The sequence below is a fragment of the Caulobacter sp. 602-1 genome, from assembly GCF_003931565.1.
GTDB lineage: Bacteria > Pseudomonadota > Alphaproteobacteria > Caulobacterales > Caulobacteraceae > Caulobacter.
The window spans coordinates 716,927-737,096 of the sequence record NZ_RRYI01000001.1 but is presented as its reverse complement, the minus strand read 5'-3'; the positions used below and the strand labels follow the sequence as shown (position 1 = coordinate 737,096).

The 20,170-nt window shown below is 67.6% G+C and carries 24 protein-coding genes; 13 read left to right on the top strand and 11 right to left on the bottom strand.

Annotated elements, in window-relative coordinates:
• Positions 1 to 84 precede the first annotated feature (84 nt).
• On the bottom strand, positions 85 to 357 hold the full coding sequence (locus EIK80_RS03440) for a BolA family transcriptional regulator (protein ID WP_125155549.1): 273 nt from the start codon (positions 355 to 357) through the stop codon (positions 85 to 87).
• A 58-nt stretch (positions 358 to 415) separates the two neighbouring features.
• On the opposite strand from EIK80_RS03440, the gene EIK80_RS03435 reads away from it, so the two are divergent.
• Entirely contained in the window at positions 416 to 1,072 is a 657-nt protein-coding gene (locus EIK80_RS03435; protein ID WP_125155548.1) for a J domain-containing protein, read from the top strand.
• 104 nt (positions 1,073 to 1,176) lie between these two features.
• Here the strand turns inward: EIK80_RS03435 and EIK80_RS03430 are convergent, their stop codons facing one another.
• Positions 1,177 to 1,725 carry an FMN-dependent NADH-azoreductase gene (locus tag EIK80_RS03430; RefSeq protein ID WP_125155547.1) on the bottom strand — a complete coding sequence of 183 codons (549 nt, stop codon included), beginning with the start codon at positions 1,723 to 1,725 and terminating at the stop codon, positions 1,177 to 1,179.
• 95 nt (positions 1,726 to 1,820) lie between these two features.
• Between EIK80_RS03430 and EIK80_RS03425 the strand changes: the two genes are divergently transcribed.
• The 3 genes from EIK80_RS03425 to EIK80_RS03415 all read left to right on the top strand — a co-directional run bounded on the left by EIK80_RS03425 (position 1,821) and on the right by EIK80_RS03415 (position 4,338).
• Positions 1,821 to 2,216, top strand: a complete 396-nt coding sequence (locus EIK80_RS03425; protein ID WP_199743359.1) for a helix-turn-helix domain-containing protein — start codon at positions 1,821 to 1,823, stop codon at positions 2,214 to 2,216.
• A gap of 67 nt (positions 2,217 to 2,283) precedes the next feature.
• Entirely contained in the window at positions 2,284 to 2,718 is a 435-nt protein-coding gene (locus tag EIK80_RS03420; RefSeq protein WP_125155545.1) for a hypothetical protein, read from the top strand.
• A gap of 81 nt (positions 2,719 to 2,799) precedes the next feature.
• Entirely contained in the window at positions 2,800 to 4,338 is a 1,539-nt protein-coding gene (locus EIK80_RS03415) for a dienelactone hydrolase family protein (RefSeq protein WP_125155544.1), read from the top strand.
• Here EIK80_RS03415 and EIK80_RS03410 read toward each other — a convergent pair.
• Positions 4,304 to 5,044, bottom strand: coding sequence for a phosphatase PAP2 family protein (locus tag EIK80_RS03410; RefSeq protein ID WP_125155543.1), 741 nt, complete (start codon positions 5,042 to 5,044; stop codon positions 4,304 to 4,306). The two genes, EIK80_RS03415 and EIK80_RS03410, sit on opposite strands and share 35 nt — an antisense overlap.
• A 122-nt stretch (positions 5,045 to 5,166) precedes the next feature.
• On the opposite strand from EIK80_RS03410, the gene EIK80_RS03405 reads away from it, so the two are divergent.
• The 5 genes from EIK80_RS03405 (at position 5,167) to EIK80_RS03385 (ending at position 8,089) form a co-directional block, all read left to right on the top strand.
• Complete coding sequence (locus EIK80_RS03405) at positions 5,167 to 5,541, top strand: RcnB family protein (protein ID WP_125155542.1); 375 nt, start codon at positions 5,167 to 5,169, stop codon at positions 5,539 to 5,541.
• A 75-nt stretch (positions 5,542 to 5,616) separates the two neighbouring features.
• Positions 5,617 to 6,627, top strand: a complete 1,011-nt coding sequence (gene cobS / locus EIK80_RS03400; RefSeq protein ID WP_125155541.1) for a cobaltochelatase subunit CobS — start codon at positions 5,617 to 5,619, stop codon at positions 6,625 to 6,627.
• Between the two features lie 110 nt (positions 6,628 to 6,737).
• Positions 6,738 to 6,980: a DUF2188 domain-containing protein gene (locus tag EIK80_RS03395; protein WP_125155540.1), complete on the top strand. Its 243-nt coding sequence runs from the start codon at positions 6,738 to 6,740 to the stop codon at positions 6,978 to 6,980.
• 78 nt (positions 6,981 to 7,058) lie between these two features.
• Positions 7,059 to 7,604, top strand: coding sequence for a polymer-forming cytoskeletal protein (locus tag EIK80_RS03390; RefSeq protein WP_125155539.1), 546 nt, complete (start codon positions 7,059 to 7,061; stop codon positions 7,602 to 7,604).
• Between the two features lie 179 nt (positions 7,605 to 7,783).
• Positions 7,784 to 8,089: a hypothetical protein gene (locus tag EIK80_RS03385; RefSeq protein WP_125155538.1), complete on the top strand. Its 306-nt coding sequence runs from the start codon at positions 7,784 to 7,786 to the stop codon at positions 8,087 to 8,089.
• A gap of 17 nt (positions 8,090 to 8,106) precedes the next feature.
• On the opposite strand, the gene EIK80_RS03380 is transcribed toward EIK80_RS03385, so the two are convergent.
• Both EIK80_RS03380 and EIK80_RS03375 read right to left on the bottom strand, forming a co-directional pair.
• Positions 8,107 to 8,334, bottom strand: a complete 228-nt coding sequence (locus EIK80_RS03380) for a hypothetical protein (protein WP_099581075.1) — start codon at positions 8,332 to 8,334, stop codon at positions 8,107 to 8,109.
• Positions 8,335 to 8,677: 343 nt separating this feature from the next.
• Positions 8,678 to 9,070, bottom strand: coding sequence for a hypothetical protein (locus EIK80_RS03375; RefSeq protein ID WP_125155536.1), 393 nt, complete (start codon positions 9,068 to 9,070; stop codon positions 8,678 to 8,680).
• A 206-nt stretch (positions 9,071 to 9,276) separates the two neighbouring features.
• Between EIK80_RS03375 and EIK80_RS03370 the strand changes: the two genes are divergently transcribed.
• On the top strand, positions 9,277 to 9,750 hold the full coding sequence (locus tag EIK80_RS03370) for a chemotaxis protein CheW (protein ID WP_125155535.1): 474 nt from the start codon (positions 9,277 to 9,279) through the stop codon (positions 9,748 to 9,750).
• 10 nt (positions 9,751 to 9,760) lie between these two features.
• Here the strand turns inward: EIK80_RS03370 and EIK80_RS03365 are convergent, their stop codons facing one another.
• Positions 9,761 to 10,417 (bottom strand): SdpI family protein, encoded by a 657-nt coding sequence (locus tag EIK80_RS03365; protein ID WP_125155534.1) that lies wholly within the window; start codon positions 10,415 to 10,417, stop codon positions 9,761 to 9,763.
• Positions 10,401 to 10,706 carry a metalloregulator ArsR/SmtB family transcription factor gene (locus EIK80_RS03360; protein ID WP_125155533.1) on the bottom strand — a complete coding sequence of 102 codons (306 nt, stop codon included), beginning with the start codon at positions 10,704 to 10,706 and terminating at the stop codon, positions 10,401 to 10,403. The genes EIK80_RS03365 and EIK80_RS03360 overlap by 17 nt, the downstream gene beginning before the upstream one ends.
• 134 nt (positions 10,707 to 10,840) lie before the next feature.
• On the opposite strand from EIK80_RS03360, the gene EIK80_RS03355 reads away from it, so the two are divergent.
• From EIK80_RS03355 to EIK80_RS03345, 3 genes are all read left to right on the top strand, one after another.
• On the top strand, positions 10,841 to 11,941 hold the full coding sequence (locus EIK80_RS03355) for a Zn-dependent alcohol dehydrogenase (RefSeq protein WP_125155532.1): 1,101 nt from the start codon (positions 10,841 to 10,843) through the stop codon (positions 11,939 to 11,941).
• 83 nt (positions 11,942 to 12,024) lie between these two features.
• Positions 12,025 to 14,079, top strand: a complete 2,055-nt coding sequence (locus EIK80_RS03350) for a phosphocholine-specific phospholipase C (RefSeq protein ID WP_125155531.1) — start codon at positions 12,025 to 12,027, stop codon at positions 14,077 to 14,079.
• 48 nt (positions 14,080 to 14,127) lie between these two features.
• A complete protein-coding gene (locus EIK80_RS03345; RefSeq protein ID WP_125155530.1) occupies positions 14,128 to 15,417 on the top strand; it encodes a M20/M25/M40 family metallo-hydrolase in 1,290 nt (429 codons plus the stop codon).
• A 65-nt stretch (positions 15,418 to 15,482) separates the two neighbouring features.
• On the opposite strand, the gene EIK80_RS03340 is transcribed toward EIK80_RS03345, so the two are convergent.
• The 4 genes from EIK80_RS03340 to EIK80_RS03325 form a co-directional block, all read right to left on the bottom strand.
• Entirely contained in the window at positions 15,483 to 16,436 is a 954-nt protein-coding gene (locus EIK80_RS03340) for a DMT family transporter (RefSeq protein WP_125155529.1), read from the bottom strand.
• A gap of 136 nt (positions 16,437 to 16,572) precedes the next feature.
• On the bottom strand, positions 16,573 to 17,949 hold the full coding sequence (locus EIK80_RS03335) for a peptidoglycan DD-metalloendopeptidase family protein (RefSeq protein WP_125155528.1): 1,377 nt from the start codon (positions 17,947 to 17,949) through the stop codon (positions 16,573 to 16,575).
• A 259-nt stretch (positions 17,950 to 18,208) separates the two neighbouring features.
• Positions 18,209 to 18,904: a response regulator transcription factor CtrA gene (gene ctrA, locus EIK80_RS03330; RefSeq protein WP_047407858.1), complete on the bottom strand. Its 696-nt coding sequence runs from the start codon at positions 18,902 to 18,904 to the stop codon at positions 18,209 to 18,211.
• A gap of 427 nt (positions 18,905 to 19,331) precedes the next feature.
• Complete coding sequence (locus EIK80_RS03325; RefSeq protein WP_125155527.1) at positions 19,332 to 20,108, bottom strand: LytTR family DNA-binding domain-containing protein; 777 nt, start codon at positions 20,106 to 20,108, stop codon at positions 19,332 to 19,334.
• Between the last annotated feature and the right edge of the window lie 62 nt (positions 20,109 to 20,170).

Sequence of the window (20,170 nt, the reverse complement as noted above, 5' to 3'; positions counted from 1 at the left end):
TCGCGCCGGGGAGAGAGGCAATCAGCCGCAGCCCCCCAAATCAAGCGGCAAACATCGGCGACAGGCAAAAAAGTAAGCGCCGCCTTACGCTTCTCCAGGCGCCTTGGCGGTGATCGACAGGGCGTGGACGGGCCCCGCCAGTTCGTCGGCCAGAACCGTCATCACCATGCGCTGGCGCATCACCCGCGCCTTGCCGGCAAAGGCCTCGGCCTCGATTCGCAGATTGAAGTGGCTCTCGCCGGAACCGGTGTGGCCCGCGTGGCCGTGATGACGGTCGCTGTCGTCGACCAGTTCGAGTCGCGACGGCGAAAAAGCGTGCTCCAGCTTGCGGCGGATGGTGTCGGCGACGTCGCCCATGTGCGTCTCTTGCTTGTCAATCCTTGAACGGAAATAGCGCGGGATTACTCTAAGCGCCATGAACCGGCCGTTCGAGTACCGTCCCAAATTCACCGACATCCGAGTCCGTCCGCCCAAGAAGGGCGAAGACGACCCGGTGCACGACGTCCTGGGCCTCAAGCCCGGCGAGAAGCGCTGCGATCATCCCGACTGCCGTCTGGCGGGATCGACCAAGGCGCCGAAGTCGCGCGACCTGCCGAACCAACACTACTGGTTCTGTCAGCAGCACGCGGCCGAGTACAACAAGAACTGGAATTTCTACGCCGGCATGAGCGAGGCGCAGATCCGCGCCGCCCAGGAAACCGAGCGCCAGACCGGCGGTCGGCCGACCTGGAGCTTCAAGGCCGACGCCAATTCCCGGGAAGCCGCCGCGGCGGCCGCCCGCGACGCCCGCGCCTTCGCCGACCCGTTCGGCATCTTCCGGGCCCAGCAGCGCAAGGCCGAGTCGGCGCGCAGCGCCGCCGAGCGCAGCCTGGGCAAGCTGGAACGCCAGGCCCTGGCCGATCTCGACCTGGAAGCCGGCGCCGACAGCACCGCGATCAAGGCCAAGTACAAGGAGCTGCTCAAGCGCTGCCACCCCGACGCCAATGGCGGCGACCGCAGCGCCGAGCACAAGCTCCAGCGGGTCATCAAGGCTTACAAGACCCTGCAGAAGTCCGGGATGGTGAAAGCCTAGCGGGGTCCAGGAGCACCCCGCTCGGTCTCATCCCCGCCGATCCTCCCCCATCCCCGCAGGGAGGGGGAGTGAATACGCATCGTGAAGCCCGAGCGCTTCGCCGCCTAGGCCGCCAGCGTCTCGGCATACTGCAGCGCCTTGGCCATCGCCCCGGCGCGGACTTCGTCACCCATCATCAGGCCGTCGGCGTTGATCACTTCAGGGTTGGTGATTCCGATGAAGGCCAGCACGCCGCGCAGATAGGTCTCGGCGTGCTCCAGCGGGCCGCCGACCGCGTATTGGCCGCCGCGCGTGAGCGCCAGGATCACCCGCTTGCCGCCAGCCAGCCCCTGTGGGCCACTGTCGCCGTAGCTGAAGGTCCTGCCAGCCACCAGGATGCGGTCGATCCAGGCCTTCAGTTGGCTCGAGATGTTGAAATTGTACATCGGGACGCCGATGACCACGACGTCGGCGGCCAGGAATTCGTCGAGCATCGGATTGGCCGCGCCCAGGCCCTCCAGCGTCAGATGCGGCGGCGGCTCCTTGCCGAGATCGCGATAGGTCACGCTGGCCGACGGATCGGTCGCCTTCAAGCGCGCCACGGCGGCGGCGGTGAGCGCGCGACTGGCCGAGGCTTCGCCCTGGATACTGGAGTCGATATGGAGGAGGTTCATGATATGCGCTAGGTCCCGATTGGTGACCTGCACCAGTTATGAGACCGCCTCGGTCTCGCCAAGAACGCATATTTTTAGGACTAGGTCACACGGCTATGCCCTCCCAAGCCACGCGAACACGGGATCTCCCCGAGCATCGCATCGATCACAGTAACTGCCGCTCGGTCAGCGAGATCCTCCAGCGGATCGGCGACAAGTGGACGGTTCTGGTGGTCATGACCCTGAAGGCGCGCCCGCTGCGCTTCAACGACATCAAGCGCTCGGTCGGCGGCATCTCGCAGCAGATGCTGACCCGCACCCTGCGCATCCTGGAGCGCGACGGCATGGTCTCGCGCACCGTCTATCCGACCGTGCCGCCGCAGGTGGAATACGCCCTGACGGACCTGGGCCATTCGCTGGCCGAACCCGTCATGCAGCTGGGCCAGTGGGCCCAGGCCCACCTCGACACCATCCACGACAACCGGCGGCGCTACGACGCCGCCGCGACCTGACGCTTGCGGAACGGCCCGCGCCTGGGCCATCCTCGCGCCGCCTTTCCGGGCGAGGGACAGACATCTCATGACCGACCCAGATTGGCGCGCGCCGGTCGATCCGCCGACGCCGGTGACCCCGGTGCCGTTCGGCAAGCCCTGGAGCATCTGGGCCTGGGGCGGCTTGATCTCGACGGCGGGACTGGCCCTGGCCGTCGCGCCGCGCCCGGTGCTGACCCTGCTGCACGCCCACGTCGAGACCCCGTCCCTGCCCTGGGTGCGATTCGCCGGCCTGCTGCTGCTAGCCTACGCCATGGGCTATCACGTCGCCGGCTGGACCGGCCAGCGCACCTATATGCGGGCCTCGGTGGTATTGCGTGTGTTCTCCCTGGTGGTGATCGGCGCCTTCGTCCTGCTGGACTGGCTGCCCAAGGCCTGGCTGGCCGTAGGCTTGGCCGACTTCGTCGGCGCGGTGTGGACTACGCTCGAGCTTCGCTGGCGGCCGAAGCCCAAGGCGGCGTAAGGCGCGCGCTTCGTATTACAAAACCTTCAGTTGGCGTGGTCCGTGTTGAAGGCCATGGCTGCATCGTTCGAGGGGGATGTCGTGCGTATTCTATTCCTGCTTTTGGCGCTGCTTGGCGCCCCGTCCATGGCCGCGGCCGACTCGAACTTCAAGCGCATCAATCCGCCGGGCCAGTACGCCGTCGGGCTGCGCGTCGTCGAGCAATACGATTTCGCCCGCGGCTATCGCGGGGCCACTGACCCGCTGACGGGCAAGCCTGTGACCGGCGAGCGCGCGCGGCCGATCCAGACCCTGATCTGGTACCCGGCGGCCAAGGGCTCGGGCCGCGACGTGACGGTCGAGGACTATGTCAAGCTCGGCGCCACCGCCGACGACTTCGAACGCCCGCCCGCCGAACGCGCGGCGCTGGAGGCCAAGTTCGTCCGCGCCCGCGTCGCCGTCCTCTCGCCGGAGCGAGCCAAGGCCGAGCTGGCCGCGCCGATGCGGGCCCGGCGCGACGCCATGGCCGCGGCGGGCAGGTTCCCGGTCGTGATCTACGCGCCCAGCTTCAACGCCGAGGCCTATGAGAACGCCGACCTCTGCGAATACCTGGCCAGCCAGGGCTATCTGGTCATCGCCAGCCCCAGCTTCGGCCAGGCGTCACGCGGCATGACGACCGAGCTAGAGGGCGTCGAGACCCAGGTCGGCGATATCGAATTCCTGATCGGCTACGCCCACGGCCTACCCCAGGCCGACATCAGCCGCCTGGCCGTGGCCGGCTACAGCTGGGGCGGCCTGGCCAACGTCATGGCCGCCGCCAAGGACAGCCGCATCGACGCCCTGGTCGCGCTGGACGGCTCGGTGCGCTACTGGCCCGAAACCATCAAGCAGTCGCGGTTCCTGACCCCCGCGCGCGTCACCGCGCCGATGCTATATGTCGCCGCCGCGCCCAAGCCGGTCGAGGAACAGGCGGCCGACGTGAACAGAGACACCAGCTTCCTCGCCAAGATGAAATACGCCGACCTCTACAAGGTCACCCTCTATCCGTACGTCCATTCCAACTTCTCGGTGATGTTCGACCAGCGGCTGGCCGCCGAGTACGGCGACTACGACAAGGACGAGCTGTCAGTCGCCAACGGCTGGGTGGAAACCTATGTCCGCCGTTTCCTGGACGCCTATCTCAGGGGCGACGCCGCCGCCCGCGCCTTTCTCGACACCCCTGTCGCCAAGACTGGCGCGCCGCGCCATCTCTTCACCCTCGACGTCGCCAAGGCTCAGGGCGCCCCGCCGACCCAGGCCGCCTTCGCCGCCGAGCTGAACCGCGTCGGTTTCGACAAGGCCCAGGCCACTTATCAGGCGTTCCGGAGCCGAGACGGGGACTTCGCCATCGACGAGACCGAGATGAACCGCTGGGGCTATCAACTGCTCGGCAACGGCGACACCGGCGCGGCCGTGGCGATCCTGAAATTGAACCAGGAGCTCCACGCCGACAGCTGGAATGCGTTCGACAGCCTTGGCGAGGCCTATGCCGCCGCCGGCGACAAGGCCCTGGCGATCGCGGCCTATCGCCAGTCGTTGGCGCTGAACCCCAAGAACACCAACGGCGTCACGCAGCTGAAGGCGCTGGGCGCGACGCCCTGAGCTCGAACCGCCGCTGCACGAAGAACGCCGCCAGCCAGCAGGCCATGGCCCAGGCCGCGCCCATGCACCAGCCGGCCAGGACGTCGCTGGCCCAGTGGACGCCCAGATAGACGCGGCTGAGGCCGACCAGCAGGCTGACCAGCACCGCCGCCCCGACCGCCAGCACCTTGACCCGCCGGCGGTCCGCGAAGCGCGCGGCCAGCACGCCCAGGGTCAGGAACACCACCGCCGACAGCATGGCGTGGCCCGACGGGAAGCTGGCGTTGACCGCCTCGACCGCGCGGTAGACCAGATCCGGCCGCTCGCGTCCGAAGATCAGCTTCAGGGTCTGGCTGATCGCCAGTCCTCCGCCGGCGCCCGCGAGCAGCAGCAGCCCCTCGCTCCAGCGGCGCAGGGACGCCAGCAGGGCGAAGGCCAGCAGGATGATCAGGCCCAGCACCGTCACAGAGCCCAAGGCGGTGATGTCGGCGGCGGCGATGTGCAGCCATGCTGGTCCGACCAGTTCGTGCGGCTGACCGTCGACTCGCAAGGCCTTCAATACGGAGAGATCCAACGCCCGGGTCTCGCCCTCGGCCACTTCGTCAGCGATCGACAGGAAGCCCCAGCCGCCCAGCGCGACCACCAAAAGGGCGCTCGTCGCTCCCAACTCGCGCCGCGCTGCGGACAGCAATCCCGGAAAGCCTATGCGGATCAAACGGATGGTCATCGAACGACACTTCTCGCAACAACATTTCTCATACGAAACATGAACTTAAGCTGAGCGGGACCGTTCATCCCGCCTCTAGGTCGAGCATCCTAGGGTGCTCTCACCTTCAAAGGAGACCGATTATGAAACGTCTTATCACCGCCTCGCTCGCCGTTCTGATGCTGGCCGGCGGCGCTGGCGCCGCTTCGGCCCAGGACTATCGTCGCGACCACAACAACAATGGCCGCTACGACGCCCGCGATCGCTCCTACGAGCAAGGCCGCCGCGATCAGGCTCGCGCCGAAGATCGCCACGACCGCCGCGAGTATCGCCGCTGGGCCAAGGGCCAACGTCTGGACCAACGCTATCGCGGCAACAGCTACTATGTCAGCGACTATCGTCGCCATGGCCTTCGCCAGCCGCCGCGCGGCTATCGCTGGCAGCGCGTGAACGACCAGTACGTCTTGGCCGCCGTCGCGACCGGCCTGATCGCCTCGGTGATCATCGCCAACCGCTAAAAAATAGCGCTGGAGTGGGCGCCGCAACGCGGCGCCCTCTTCCCCTACCCTGGGTCAAGCGTTTAATCGGGTGTCATGCCCGAGTTCGCCGACACCAGCTCCGCCGCCGATCCGCTGATCACCCTGGTCCCCGACAAGTGGGTGACGCTTCGCGACGCGTTCGGCGTCGACAGCGACATGAAGGTCCCGGCCTTCTCGCACCGCGATCCGCACGTTCCCGAGATCGACACGGCCTACAAGTTCGATCCGCAGACGACCAAGGCCATCTGCGCCGGCTTCGCCAAGGACCGCCGCGTGATGGTCCAGGGCTATCACGGCACCGGCAAGTCGACTCACATCGAGCAGATCGCCGCGCGCCTGAACTGGCCGCTGGTCCGCGTGAACCTGGACAGCCACGTCTCGCGTATCGATCTGGTCGGCAAGGACGCCATCGTCCTGAAGGAAGGCAAGCAGGTCACCGAGTTCCGCGAGGGCATCCTGCCCTGGGCCCTGCAGCGTCCGATCGCCCTGGTGTTCGACGAATATGACGCCGGCCGTCCGGACGTCATGTTCGTGATCCAGCGGGTGCTGGAAGCCGGCGGCAAGCTGACCCTGCTGGACCAGAACCGCGTCATCCGCGCCAATCCGTATTTCCGCCTGTTCGCCACGACCAACACCATCGGTCTGGGCGACACCACCGGCCTCTATCACGGCACCCAGCAGATCAACCAAGGCCAGATGGACCGCTGGTCGATCGTCACCACGCTCAACTATCTGGAGCACGACGTCGAGGCCGCCATCGTGCTGGCCAAGAACCCGTCCTATGACACGGTGGAAGGCAAGCGCACGATCTCGGCCATGGTCCGCGTCGCCGACATGACCCGCAACGCCTTCATGAACGGCGACATCTCGACCGTCATGAGCCCGCGCACGGTGATCACCTGGGCCCAGAACGCCGAGATCTTCGATCACGACGTGGCCCTGGCCTTCCGCCTGACCTTCCTGAACAAGTGCGACGAACTGGAGCGCCCCACGGTGGCCGAGTTCTTCCAGCGCGCGTTCGGCGCGGACCTCCCGGAAAGCGCCGCGCGGGTGAAGGTGGCCTAAACTCCTCCATCTCCCCAGCGGGAGAGGGGCGCAATTCGACAAGACCCCCCATCCGGAACCGCCTACGCTGGCGGCCCGTTCGACCCGCGACGCTTACTTGGAGACGCCTCATGACCGACATCACCTACATCATCGTCGAGCACGACGGCGGCTGGGCCTACAAGGTGGGCGACACCTTCTCCGAGACCTTTCCCAGCCACGACGCGGCGCTGAAGGCGGCCCAGCGGGCGGCCGGCGAGCAGCGGGTTTCGGGCGAGACCGAGGGGATCACCTACGAGGACAAGAACGCCGTCTGGCATCAGGAAGTCTCGTCCGGCGAGGATCGCCCGACCACACACGTCAAGGACGCCTGACGGCCCGGTCCTGAAATCGGCCCGGTTCTTGCGGGATGGTGCTTCCTGAAGCCCATTTTGAGACAAAGGTCGCCGCCGATGTTCGCCAAGAAGAAAGACACCGCCGCGCCGCTGGCCCTGACCCCGCTGGATCAAGGCCGCGCCGCGGCGCCGCAAGCGCAACCGGCCGCGCCGGCGCCCGCGCGTCCGAAGCCGGCCTCGATGTTCAGCCAGGGCCTGACTGTCCGCGGCGACATCGTCGGCGACGTCGAGGTGCATCTCGACTGCGTGGTGCTGGGCGACATCAAGGTGGGCAAGCTCATCGTCGGTCCGAACGCCCGCGTCGAGGGTTCGGTCATCGCCCAGGCCATCGAGATCCACGGCCTGGTGATCGGCGCGGTGACGGCCCAGGCGGTTCGCCTGTACGGCACCGCCCGCGTCGACGGCGACATCACCCATGAGCAGCTGGCCATGGAGACCGGCGCGGAGTTCCAGGGCCGCAGCCTGAAGTTCCGTCGCCCGGCCCCGGCTCAACCGCAACCGCAACCGGCTCAGCCCCAGGCCCACGTCCAGCCGGCCCCGCAACCGGCGCCGACCGCGCCGCCATCGGCCTCGCAGACACCGTACAGCCAGGTGGCGCACTGAACGATTTGATCCGTCTCCGGACGCCGAGCTCGGCGCCCACGGTCGGCCGCCGCGCGCATCTGTGGCGCGGCGGCCACGTGGCCCCGCTTTCACCGAAAACCTCGGAACGCTGACGCTAAGCCAGGCTTTGATACGATGTGGGCCGGCGCGAACCGGCCCGGATCGAGGAGCCCAAATCCATGGCCGGAAAGCCGTTGAAGATCGTGCCCCCCGTCCCCGGCGTGGCGGAAATCTATGACCTGGGACGCGGTCCCGAAACCACCGCTCAGCGCGTGGAGCGTCTGCAGACCGAAGCCCGTCTGCTGGCCCGCGAAGAGATCGAGCGCCTGGATCGCGACCTGCGCCGCCTGGCCGACCAGGCCCGGACGATCGCCGACGGCGGCGAGGCCTATCCAGCCGGCATCCGCGAACTGGCGGGCCGCATCGGCGTCGACACGGCCCAACGCGCCGAGATCCTCCGCGCCCTTCTGGAACGCTCGCGCTAGACCCCTAAACTCGAAGCTCAGGCCGCCGCGTTGGCCATCTTGCGCAAGCGGCGCGCCAGGTCCTCGGGCCGGTCGGCGATCTGGTCGAACAGCGCCTGAACCTCGGCCTCGCCGAACCCGGCCGCGCGCAAGGTGCGCCAAGCCCCCGCCAGCACCGCCTCGGCGATGTCCAGCCGATCGTCGGTCAGGCGCAGGCCGGCCCCGAACGGGCTCTGAAACACGGAAGTCTGATCGGCGAACGACATAGGCGATCCTCCTGCGGCGCGGTAATGTTCCTTTTTTGTTCCCATTATTGACCGGAGTCGAGTCCCCGCATCCCCAAAACGAAAAAGCCCCGACGTCCGAAGACGTCGGGGCTGACGGCGTGTCGGGGCGGACAGCGCCTATCGGATCGCCGGCTCACAACGGCGACCTAATCCGATGAAGGCCTAATGTGCTGGATTGGAAGTTCGCCCTCGCTTGGATCAGGCTCTGAGCGAACTTCCAATCCAAAAAGCACATTAGAAACATAAGCTTACTAGCGTCCTTATCGATTCCGAAGTTCGTCGGGGCTTGCCACAAGCGCTTGCGAACTTCGGGATCGGGACACTAGCGGCAGACGGTCCGCTCGTAGTACGCGCCGTTCCAGCGGTCGTACTCGCGGGTCGTCCAGCAATCCCGCGCCGGGCGGCCGTAATACGGACGCGGGGCGTAGCCATAGCCGTAGCCATAGCGCGGCGGGGGCGGTGGCGGGGCGTAGTAGCCCCGGTCGTAATAGCCGCGGTCGTAGCGATCGTGACGGTTGCCGTCCGAGATCGCCGCGCCGACCGCCAGGCCGACGATGCCGGCGGCGACGGCCACGGCGGCGGTGTCATTGCCGCGATGGCCGCGATAGTGGCCGTAGCGCGGGTCGGCCGAGGCCGTGGTGGCGGCGGCGACCAGCGAGAGCGCGGCGACGCCGGCGGCGACCCGACCGACCGTGGTGATGATCTTGCTGGCCATGATGGCCTCCTTGGCTCTTTCGAACTTGGGTCCTTCGCTTCCCGGCGGCGCGGCGCGTCGTCTCAAGCGTTACGTGGACGATCGGACTCCGAGCCTGAACGGCGCCTGAACGGAGTCTTTCAACGATCGCCGGAACCGGTTTGTTCATCTTTTTCGGGAAAGGTGTCTCGAAACAGCCCGTTGCGACCTCCACGGAGACCGCCCTCATGACCGACACCGTGTCCTACGCCCAGGGTCAGGCCCTACAGGTCCTCTCGTTCGAGGTCGGGGCCCAGACCTATTGCGTCCCCGTCAGCGCGGTGCGCGAGATCCGCGGCGTCACCCCGCCGACCCCGCTGCCCGAGGCGCCGCCCTATGTGCGCGGCGTCATCAATCTGCGCGGCCAGGTCATGCCGGTCATCGACCTGTCGTGGCGGCTGGGCAAGGGCGCGGCCCAGGACGGCGCCCGCCAGGTGATCATCGTGGTCGAGAACCATGACGACGTCGCCGGCCTGCTGGTCGACGCCGTCTGCGACAGCTTCACCGTCGAGGCCGAGCACATCAACGCGCCCCCGGCCCTGGGCGACGGCGAGGACTCGCCGTTGGTCGCCGCCGTGATCACCAGCGGTGAAGGCGACATGACCGTCCTGCTGGCCGTCAGCCGCATCCTGCCCGAACGCCAACAGGCGCTGGCGGCTTAAGCCGCGCGGTCTAGACGACGCGGTCCGGATCGGACCGCCACACGCGCCAGCTCTCGAAAACCGAGATCGCCGCCACCGCCAGAGCGCCGAAGGTCACGGCTTTCAAGCCTTCCGGCTGCGGTGCGAACGGCGCGGCCAGACCGCCCGTCAGGCCGCCCCAGAAGAATAGCCGGCCCGCCAGCCGATTAGCCTTCTCCCAGGCCAGACGGCTGCCGTATGTCCACGGCGTGCGCACGCCGATCATGGCGTTGGGACTGGTCTTGCCCAGCAGGGCGCCAACGAAGGCGACGATGGCGCTGATCGCCATCATGCCGAAACGCGGCCCCGGCTCGTTTGGCCAGCCCCAGGTCAGGCAGGCCTCCAGCAACGCGATCAGGGACAGCACCGCGACGACGGCCTGCCGGCTATAGCGCCGGCCCCGCAGAAGGTGAGCGTCGCTCTCCGGCAGCCGCCCGAAGACCATGGCCAGCGCCGAAATTACGGCCAGGACGAAAGCCACGGCCGCCATCTCGGTCCGGCCGCCCCAGCGGTCGACCTGGCCGTCGAGACCGAAATGCATCGGCAGCGGATGGGTGGGCCCAAAGACGGCGATGGCGCCCGCCACACCGAACTGGCCCAGGGTCAGGATCCACGACGCCGCTTCGGCGCGGCTAATGCGACCGTTCATCACCAAGTTCTCCAAAAGTCTCGGCCTTGCGGGTCGAGTCGACGAGATCCATGAGCACGGCGACCGCTTCCTCGAGCGCCGAGATCCGCAGGCGGTAGCGGATGGAGGTTCCATCGCGCTCGGCGTCGACGAGACCCGCTTCCTTCAGGGCGTTCAGATGCCCCGTCACGGTCGGCCAGCTCATGTCGAACGCGGCGGCGATCTCGCCCGACAGCATCGGACGCTCGCGCAGCATGGCGATCATCCGCCGGCGCGCCGGATGGCCGAGGGCTTTGAAGACACCATTCATAGGCGACTAACTAATTAGGAATTTTCCTAATCTCAAGGCGCAGCGCCTAGAATCTCCAAACATTTGTTCGAATCCCCCCTTCCGTCCCCCCGCGCCCGAACGCTAGTCTCGCCGCCAGCAAAAGGGAGACACGCATGAAGGCCGCTGTTCTGCGCGAGGTGGGCAAGCCCCTCGAGATCGAGACCGTGGCCATCGGCAAGCCGGGTCCGCGCGAGGTGCTGATCCGCACCAAGGCCGCCGGCGTCTGCCACTCCGACCTGCACTTCGTCGAGGGCTCCTACACCCATCCCCTGCCCGCCGTGCTGGGCCATGAGAGCGCCGGGATCGTCGAAGCGGTCGGCGACGAGGTGCGGACCGTGAAGGTCGGCGACCACGTCATCACCTGCCTCAACCCCTATTGCGGCCACTGCGAGGTCTGCCTGACCGGCCACATGAACCTGTGCATCAGCCCGGAGACCAAGCGTCCGAAGGGCGGCGAGCCGCGCCTGTTCAAGGAAGACCTGGGCGGCGGGACCGGCCCGATGGCCCAGTTCCTGAACCTGTCGTCCTTCGCCGAATACATGCTGGTGCACGAGCACGCCTGCGTCGCCATCCGCAAGGACATGCCGTTCGACCGCGCCGCCCTGATCGGCTGCTCGGTGATGACCGGGGTCGGGGCGGTGATGCACACCTCCAATGTCCGGCCGGGCGAGACGGTGGCGGTGATCGGCTGCGGCGGCGTGGGCCTGGCCACCATCAACGGCGCGGCGATCGCCGGCGCGGGCCGGATCATCGCCATCGACCGCATGCCCTCCAAGCTCGAGCTGGCCAAGACCTTCGGCGCGACGGACGTCATCGACGCCTCGGCCGTCGACGACATCGCCAAGGCCGTGGTCGAGCTGACCGGCGGCGGCGTCCACCACAGCTTCGAGGCCATTGGCCTGAAGGCCACGGCGGAAGCCTCGTTCAAGATGCTGCGCCGGGGCGGCACGGCCAATGTGATCGGCATGATCCCGGTCGGCACCAAGATCGAGCTGCACGGCGTCGACTTTCTCGGAGAGCGCCGGATCCAGGGCAGCTACATGGGCTCCAACCGCTTCCCGGTCGACATGCCGCGCCTGGTGGACTTCTACATGCAGGGCCGGCTGAAGCTGGACGAGCTGATCTCGCGCCGTATCAAGCTGGAGGACGTCAACAGCGCGTTCGACGAGCTGAAGCGCGGGGAACTGGCCCGATCCGTGATCGTGTTCGACTGATCGCTTTGGTCTAGTCCAGTTGTCACATCACTGACCGATCAACTGTGCTAGTTCCGGCGGAACCTTCTCCGGAGCGCTCTATCATGCCCCAGCTCGACCGCCGCGGCCTGCTCGCCGCGATCGGCGCCATGGCCTTGCCGCCCGCCCTGGCCCGCGCGGCGGCGATTGACGCCGACGTCCGCACCGGCACGATCAAGGACGTCGAGCACGTGGTGATCCTGATGCAGGAGAACCGTGGGTTCGACCACTATTTCGGGACCATGGCCGGGGTGCGCGGCTTCGGCGACCGCTTCCCGGTTCCGGTGCGCGACACCGCCAAACGCAAGGGCGGCTCGGTCTTCGTCCAGAGCTACGGCGACCAGCTGCTGGCGCCGTTCCCGCTGGAGACCACCAAGACCTTCGCCCACATGCGGGTGGAGAGCACGCCGCACAGCTGGACCGACGCCCAGGACGCCTGGGATCAGGGCCGAATGGACCGCTGGCCCGACGCCAAGCACGCCTGGTCGATGGGCTATTTCGAACGAGCGGACATTCCGTTCCAGTTCGCCCTGGCCGAGACCTTCACCCTCTGCGACGCCTATCACTGCGCGACCCAGACCGGCACCAACACCAACCGCCTGTTCCTGTGGACCGGGACCAACGATCCCTCGGGCGCGCAGGGCGGCCCGTCGATCTCGAACTCGCACGACGACTTCGCCGAAAAGGGCGGGGCGGCGGAGTCCTACACCTGGACCACCTATCCCGAGCGGCTGCTGAAGGCCGGCGTCTCCTGGCGGATCTACCAGGACATGGCCGACAATTTCACCGACAACCCCCTGGCCGGCTTCAAGGCCTATCGCGACGCCCACAAGGACGCTCCGGGCTCGGACAAGCGCCTGAAGGACCTGGCCCTGAGCACGTGGCACCTGGACAAGCTGCGCGAGGACGTCCTGGCCGGCCGCCTGCCGCAGGTGTCGTGGATCATCGCGCCCGCCGCCGACAGCGAGCACCCCGCTCCGTCCAGCCCGGCCCAGGGCGCGGACTACACCGCCCGGGTCATCGACGCCCTGACCGCCGATCCCAAGGTCTGGGCACGGACGGTGCTGATCGTGAACTTCGACGAGAACGATGGCTTCTTCGACCATATGCCGCCCCCGTCGCCGCCGTCCAAGGACGCGGACGGCAAGCTGATCGGCGGCTCGACCATCGACCTGACCGGCATGCACCACACGGTCCGAAACCCGACCGAGGCCAAGTCCGAGCGCGACGACTTGATGAACCGGCCCTATGGCCTGGGTCCGCGCGTGCCGCTCTACGCCATCTCGCCGTGGAGCCGGGGCGGCTGGGTCGACAGCCAGGTGTTCGACCACACCTCGGTGATCCGCTTCCTGGAGACGCGCTTCGGGGTGATGGAGCCCAATATCGCGCCCTGGCGACGGGCGGTGTGCGGCGACCTGACCTCGTGCTTCGACTTCAAGACCCCGAACCACAAGCCCTTCCTACCGCTGCCCCCGACCGCCGAGACCGCGGCTCGCGCGGCCAAGCTGAAGGAGATCAAGCCGCCGACCCCGACCACGATCGTCGCCCCGGTCCAGGCCAAGGGGACCCGTCCCTCGCGCGCCCTGCCCTACGCCCTGGCCGTGGACGGGCGGGTGAAGGACGGCTTCATGACCCTGAGCCTGACCAATTCGGGCGCGGCGGCGGCGGTGCTGCACGTCTATGACCGCCTGCGCCTGGACGCGGTTCCGCGCCGCTACACGATCGGTCCGAAGGCCTCGCTGGAGGACGCCTGGCCGGCCGGTCCGCACGACCTGTGGGTGCTGGGCCCGAACGGCTTCCATCGGCGCTTCACCGGCGCCGCGACGGGGGTCGAGGTCACCGCGCGGGCCAGCGGCGGCGCGATGCGGCTGACTCTGAGCAACACCGGCCGCGCGCCGCGCGTCGTCCTGGTCGAGGGCGGCGCCGAGCCCTGGCGCGTCAGCCTGGCGGCCGGCGCCACGCAGTCCAAAACCTTCACGACCAAACAAGGCTGGTACGATCTGACCGTCCGAGACTCCGCAGATCCCACTTGGCTGCGCCGGCTGGCGGGACGGATCGAGACCGGCAAGCCTTCGATCAGCGATCCGCTGATGGGCGGCGCGGCGCGGCTGACGGCCTAGCCAGGCGGCGCAGCTTGGCTAGGGTGTGGCGAACCTCGAGGATTCGCCATGCTCCGCCCTTCGCTTTTCGTGCTCGCCGCCGTCCTGGTCGCCACACCGACACTCGCCGCGCCCAAGGCCGACCCGACCAAGGCCGTCGCCAAGATGGTCGCGTCGCCCGCCTTCAAGGCCGCGGCCGCCAAGCTGGACGCCGACTTCGACCGCACCGTCGCCGACATCGTCACCCTGACCGAGATCCCGGCCCCGCCGTTCAAGGAGGAGGCGCGCGCCAAGGCCTATCTCGAAATGCTGAAGGCTCACGGCCTCACGAGCGTCGAGATGGACGCCGAGGGCAATGTCATGGGCGTGCGCCCGGGCACGGTGACCAAGGGCAAGGGCCCGTTCGTGGTCCTGGCCGCCCACCTCGACACCGTCTTCCCCGAAGGCACCGACGTGAAGGTCAAGCGCGAGGGGACCCGGCTGATGGCCCCCGGCATCGGCGACGACACCCGCTCGCTGGCCACCCTGCTGGCCTATATGCGCGCCCTGGACGCGGCCAAGATCTCGACCAAGGCCGACATCCTGTTCGTCGGCAATGTCGGCGAGGAAGGCCCCGGCGACCTGCGCGGCACGCGGTTCCTGTTCAACAAGGGTCCGTACAAGGGCCGGATCAGCGCCTTCTTCTCGATGGACGGCTCTGACCCGTCGCGGATCGTCGATCGCGGCGTCGGCTCCAAGCGCTATCGCGTGACCTTCAAGGGCCCGGGCGGCCACAGCTACGGCGCGTTCGGCCTCGTGAACCCGATGACGGCGATGAGCCAGGCCGTGGTCGACCTCTACGCCGTGCAGGTCCCCAAGGAACCGAAGGTCACCTATTCGGCCAGCGTCACCGGCGGCGGCACCTCGGTCAACTCGATCCCCAATTCGGTGTTCATGGAGTTCGACATGCGCTCGGAGAGCGCCGCCGAACTGGCCAAGCTGGACCAGACCTTCATCGGCATCCTCGACAAGGCCGTGGCCGGCGAGAATGCCGCCCGCTCCACCCAGGCCGGCAAGATCAGCTACGACGCCAAGGTGATCGGCGAGCGCCCGGCGGGAACCACGCCGCAGACCTCGGACATCGTGGTGCTGACCGCCGCCGCGATTTCGGCCCTGGGCATGAAGCCCGAGCATCAGGACAGCTCGACCGATAGCAACGTGCCGATGAGCCTGGGCATTCCCGCCGTCACCATCGGCTCGGGCGGCAAGGCCGGCCGCGCCCACGCCCTGGATGAATGGATCGACGTCGAGAAGGCGCCCAGCGTGCAGGGCATGCAGGTGGGCTTGGCCGCCCTGCTGGCCGTGGCGGGCGTGAACTAAAACTCTACACCGCACCAAGTCTTGTCATCCCGGCTCTCCGCTTCGCTGCGGCCGGGGTGACAAGTTTAGGATTGGACAGCTTTGGCTGCGGGCCTGCGCGTCACCAGCCAGATCCCTCCGCACACCAGCGCCAGCGCGACGGCGTTCTTCCAGGCCAGCACCGGCTCGTGCAGGAACAGCCCCGACAGCAACACGCCGAACACGGGGATCAGGAAGTTGAACACCGCCAGCATCCCGACCGGGTTGTGCTTCATCAGCAGGCTCCACAGCGCGAAGGCCGCCGCCGACAGGCCGGCCATATAGGCCAAGAGCGCCAGCGACCGGATGTCGAAGCCGCCCAGGTGGCCGCCCCCGATCTCGCCGATCGCCAGAAGTCCCGCGCCGCCGATGGCCAGCTGCCAGCCGGTCATCACCATGGGGTCGAGCTTCTGCGAGAGGGTCTTGCCCCAGATCGAGGCGGCCGCCAGCACGAAGGCGGCGATGACCACAAAGCCCTCGCCCAGCAGGGTGAACTCGAAGTCCAGACCCTTGGCGCGCCCCTGGCCGCCCAGGTTCACCACCAGCACGCCGGCGAAGCCCAGCAGGCAGCCGGCCGCCTTGCGGACGGTGAGGCGGTCGTTGGCATAGAGGAAGTGGGCCAGGATCACGCTGAAAAACGCCCCCGTGCCGTTCATGATCGACGACTTCACGCCGCTGGCGTGGGCCAGGCCGATATAGAAGAACACGTACTGCAGCGTGGTCTGGACGAAGCCCAGTCCCACGACCGAGGCGATCCGCTCGCGCGGCACGGCGATCGACCGGCGGCCCAGCACGGCCAGGACCAGCAGGATTAGACCCGCCCCCAGGAAGCGCCAGCCGGCGAACAGCATCTGCGTGGCCATGTCGGTCTTGGCCACATGCAGCAGGGCATAGCCCGCCTTCACCGCCGGGAACGCGCTGCCCCACAGCAGGCAGCACAGCACGGCGACGCCGACGACGAAGCGACGGTCGCGATAAAGATCGGCGCGGGGCTGGGACAAACGCGGGCTCGCTCAGGGCTGCGGGCGAAACACCTCGTCCGAGGCGGAGCTTCTAGAGCCTGGGCCAGCACGCTTCAATCGCCGTCTGAAACGCGGCGCCTCACGGCGAGCACGACAGCATTGGCCAGGCGGCGGGTTAGCGCAGCGCGTTCTTGGCCTTCTCCAGGTCCGCCATCGCCAGCTTCGGCGTATCCTCGCCGCTGACGGGCTGACCGCCTTCGGCCAGCATGCGGTCGATGCGAGCCTTCTGAGACTTGAACGACGCCAGTTCCGAACCGGCCAGGATGGTGCCCTGCGGGACCTTGGCGCCGATCGGGTTGACCCGCTGACCTTTCAGCCAGACCTCGTAGTGCAGGTGCGGGCCCGACGCCAAGCCGGTCGAGCCGACATAGGCGACCACCTGGCCTTGGCGAACGCGCGAGCCGGCGTGGATGCCCGGCGCGTAGCGCGAGATGTGGCCATAGCCGGTGTCCCACTGGCCGGCGTGGCGGATACGCAGCCAGTTGCCGTAGCCGCCCCAGCGCTTGGCCTCCAGCACCACGCCGTCGCCGGCGGCCAGGATCGGCGTGCCGGTTCCGGCTCCGAAGTCGACGCCCTGGTGGGCGCGGGTGTAGCCCAGCACGGGGTGCTTACGCATGCCGAACACCGAGGTGATCCGCGCGCCGTCCACCGGGGTGCGCAGCAGGAAGCCTTTGATGTTCTTGCCCAGCTCGTCGAAGAACTGGCTCTTGCCGTCGCTGTCCTTGCGATCGAAGGCGTAGAATTTCTGCCCCTTCACTTCCGCGTATTCGAGATCGCCGGCTTCGATGGTCCGGCCGCTCTCGGTGACCTTGCGGTCAAACACCAGACAGAAGCGGTCGCCCTCGTGGATGTCGCGCGAGAAGTCGATCTTGTGCGAGAACAGCTTGGCCGCCTCGCTGATCACGGCCGGGGTGCCGCCGACATTGGCCACGCTCTCGTAGAACGAGCCGTTCATTTCCCCGCAGGCGACCTTCTTCTCGTCCTTCACCTTCTCTTCCAGCTCGCGCAGGCGCAGGGCGCCGTCGAAGGTGCGCGAGACGGTCAGGGTCGAGTTGGGGCTGGTGCGCATCGACAGGCCGATCAGGCGGGCCGGCCCCCGCTGGCTGCGGCGCTGGGCGACGGCGGCCTCGAAGGCCATGCCGGCCTTGATGTTGACGGTGTCGATGGCGCCCTGAAGCGTGGCGACGACCGCCTGCGCGTCTTCCGGGGCGACGCCGGCGCGCTGCACGGCGCCTTGCAGGGTCTCGCCCGGACGGACCTTGAGGGCGATGTTCTCGGGACGCTCGAAGCCGGGCTGAGCCTCGGCGCTGGCGAAGGCCACATGCTGAAGGGCGGTGAGGGCGGCCGGATCGAGCGGCGCGCGGACCGCGACCGGCTGCGCGTCGTCGGCGGTCAGCTTCCAGCCCAGCGCCAGGGCGGCCATGCCGGCCACGGCGGTGAAAACCCTCGGCGCCCAGCGCGTGGCGCTGCGTCGCGGATCAAATTCCTGCATCGTGCCCCCGTCGGTTCGATGCCGCGCAAGTCAAAATGACACGGCCGGGTTGCCCCCCAGCAATCGTCGGGCCGGACCATGCGCGAGGCGTGCTCTCGGCCGCAAGGACTATTCGGCGCTTCGGTCGTTTTGTCACGGTACGGTTAACGGCTGTTACGATGCGAAGCGTAACCATATGATCGATAAATGAAAACGCCCACCGTCTCCGGTGGGCGCCTTGGGTACGCGGTACTGTTACGCTTACTGAAAATCGTCCGTATCAGGCGGCGTTGACCTGCTCGTTCGGGTCGCGCAGCACGTAGCCGCGGCCCCAGACCGTCTCGATGTGGTGCTTGCCGTGAGCCGAAGCGGCCAGCTTCTTGCGCAGCTTGCAGATGAAGACGTCGATGATCTTCAACTCGGGCTCGTCCATGCCGCCGTACAGGTGGTTCAGGAACATTTCCTTGGTCAGGGTCGTGCCCTTGCGCAGGGAGAGCAGCTCGAGCATCTGGTACTCCTTGCCGGTCAGGTGAACGCGGTTGCCGTTCACTTCGACCGTCTTGGCGTCCAGGTTCACGATGATGTCGCCGGTCTTGATGACCGATTGCGCGTGCCCCTTCGAACGACGGACCACCGCGTGGATGCGGGCGATCATCTCGTCCTTGTGGAACGGCTTGGTCATGTAGTCGTCGGCGCCGCCCGAGAAGGTCTTGACCTTCGTGTCGATCTCCGACGAACCCGACAGGATCATGATCGGCGTGTTGATCTTCGCGACCCGCAGGGTGCGCAGAACATCGATGCCGCTCATGTCGGGAAGGTTGAGGTCGAGCAGGATCAGATCGTAGTCGTAGATCTTGCCCAGATCGACGCCTTCTTCACCCAGATCCGTCGTATAGACGTTGAAGCCTTCAGACTTCAGCATCAGCTCGATGGTCTGCGCAGTCGCGCTGTCATCCTCGATCAACAGTACGCGCATGAGCCCCTCCACGCCAAATCTGGCGTATTCGAACGTCTTAGGCGGAAGCCCGCCGGAAAACCCTTCGGCCACTTTGCCGGCGAGTTAATTTAAGACTGGTTAATGGTGAATGTTTCCGTTGGCCGAATGGTTAATCTGATTTGCGAATCGGGTGCAAGCGGTCGACGGGTCCCCGGACACATTGGTCGCAGGCGTCGCGGAGGCCCTTTCCAAGTCCCTAATTCGAGCGCCCAAATCCCTAAAATCCGTGCATCCGCAACGATCCGAACGACGTTATGCGGTTAAGCCCCGCCCGACCGGCATTCGCCTTTGAGGCGAGATTGCGACGTTCCGTCGCGAGAATTTGAACGCCGTGCACGCGCTTTCCGGGCGTCCGCCGACACGCCAGCTTGGCCATGAGAAGGCCCGCGACGCCTTGCCGCGGCCTCTAGGCCGGGTTTTCCTCGGCCAGCCAGCCGGCGGCCCGCAGCTTGGCGACCGAGGCGCGGCTGACGGGAGCGGTTTGCCCGTCGACAAGCCGAAGGCGCAGGTTGCGGCCGTCGCGCTCGACGCCCGCGATCGCCCGCCGGGCCACCCACCACGAGCGGTGGGTCTGAAGCCCCTCGACGCCGACGAGGCCCGCCGTCACGCGTCCCAAAGGCCCGATCTCCAGCCGCGAGCCACGCTCGGTGCGGATCCGGACATAGTGGTCCTCCATCCTCAGATAGAGCACCGCCCCCGGGTCGGCGGCGGGCGTCGCCACCGGGACCAGCGCCTCGCGCGCCCGGGCCCGCGCGAGCGGGCGAATGCGGATGAAATAGTAGGCCAGGACGATCGGCGTCGTGATCGCCACGCATTGGCCGTACCAGGCCAGCGGCGTGACCAGCCGGCCAATCTCGGGCCACAGGGCCACCGCGACGAGGCGGAGCGGCGCGCCTTGCAGCAAGGCGCCGATCAGCACCACCGCCGCCAGGACCAGCCAGAGCGGCCACCGCCGGCGCCAAGCGAGCGCCAGGCCCAGTCGCGCCAGTCCGCCGATGACGGCCATGCCGGTGACGACGCTACCCACCCAGTAGGCGATCCGGACCAAGGGGCCACCGTTGAAGAAGCTCCCGAACGGCCCCATCAGCCCCAGCAGCACGCCGATGCCCACAGCCACGCCCAGGTCGACCGCCCATTCACGGGCGGTTCCCAGCAGCGGCGGGTTGGAACGACGGGCGGCCATGCCCTTCCTATAGAGCGGCGTTGCGCGGAGTCGCCAGCCTCGTCCCATCCGCCCGCCCGCGA

Coding starts and splice junctions, on each gene's coding strand:
- EIK80_RS03435 (WP_125155548.1), top strand. CDS start 416: ATGAACCGGCCGTTCGAGTACCGTCCCAAATTCACCGACATCCGAGTC.
- EIK80_RS03430 (WP_125155547.1), bottom strand. CDS start 1,725: ATGAACCTCCTCCATATCGACTCCAGTATCCAGGGCGAAGCCTCGGCC.
- EIK80_RS03390 (WP_125155539.1), top strand. CDS start 7,059: ATGTTCGCCAAGAAGAAAGACACCGCCGCGCCGCTGGCCCTGACCCCG.
- EIK80_RS03365 (WP_125155534.1), bottom strand. CDS start 10,417: ATGAACGGTCGCATTAGCCGCGCCGAAGCGGCGTCGTGGATCCTGACC.
- EIK80_RS03395 (WP_125155540.1), top strand. CDS start 6,738: ATGACCGACATCACCTACATCATCGTCGAGCACGACGGCGGCTGGGCC.
- EIK80_RS03345 (WP_125155530.1), top strand. CDS start 14,128: ATGCTCCGCCCTTCGCTTTTCGTGCTCGCCGCCGTCCTGGTCGCCACA.
- EIK80_RS03385 (WP_125155538.1), top strand. CDS start 7,784: ATGGCCGGAAAGCCGTTGAAGATCGTGCCCCCCGTCCCCGGCGTGGCG.
- EIK80_RS03325 (WP_125155527.1), bottom strand. CDS start 20,108: ATGGCCGCCCGTCGTTCCAACCCGCCGCTGCTGGGAACCGCCCGTGAA.
- EIK80_RS03425 (WP_199743359.1), top strand. CDS start 1,821: ATGCCCTCCCAAGCCACGCGAACACGGGATCTCCCCGAGCATCGCATC.
- cobS (WP_125155541.1), top strand. CDS start 5,617: ATGCCCGAGTTCGCCGACACCAGCTCCGCCGCCGATCCGCTGATCACC.
- EIK80_RS03380 (WP_099581075.1), bottom strand. CDS start 8,334: ATGTCGTTCGCCGATCAGACTTCCGTGTTTCAGAGCCCGTTCGGGGCC.
- EIK80_RS03335 (WP_125155528.1), bottom strand. CDS start 17,949: ATGCAGGAATTTGATCCGCGACGCAGCGCCACGCGCTGGGCGCCGAGG.
- EIK80_RS03355 (WP_125155532.1), top strand. CDS start 10,841: ATGAAGGCCGCTGTTCTGCGCGAGGTGGGCAAGCCCCTCGAGATCGAG.
- ctrA (WP_047407858.1), bottom strand. CDS start 18,904: ATGCGCGTACTGTTGATCGAGGATGACAGCGCGACTGCGCAGACCATC.
- EIK80_RS03410 (WP_125155543.1), bottom strand. CDS start 5,044: ATGACCATCCGTTTGATCCGCATAGGCTTTCCGGGATTGCTGTCCGCA.
- EIK80_RS03370 (WP_125155535.1), top strand. CDS start 9,277: ATGACCGACACCGTGTCCTACGCCCAGGGTCAGGCCCTACAGGTCCTC.
- EIK80_RS03360 (WP_125155533.1), bottom strand. CDS start 10,706: ATGAATGGTGTCTTCAAAGCCCTCGGCCATCCGGCGCGCCGGCGGATG.
- EIK80_RS03375 (WP_125155536.1), bottom strand. CDS start 9,070: ATGGCCAGCAAGATCATCACCACGGTCGGTCGGGTCGCCGCCGGCGTC.
- EIK80_RS03350 (WP_125155531.1), top strand. CDS start 12,025: ATGCCCCAGCTCGACCGCCGCGGCCTGCTCGCCGCGATCGGCGCCATG.
- EIK80_RS03440 (WP_125155549.1), bottom strand. CDS start 357: ATGGGCGACGTCGCCGACACCATCCGCCGCAAGCTGGAGCACGCTTTT.
- EIK80_RS03405 (WP_125155542.1), top strand. CDS start 5,167: ATGAAACGTCTTATCACCGCCTCGCTCGCCGTTCTGATGCTGGCCGGC.
- EIK80_RS03420 (WP_125155545.1), top strand. CDS start 2,284: ATGACCGACCCAGATTGGCGCGCGCCGGTCGATCCGCCGACGCCGGTG.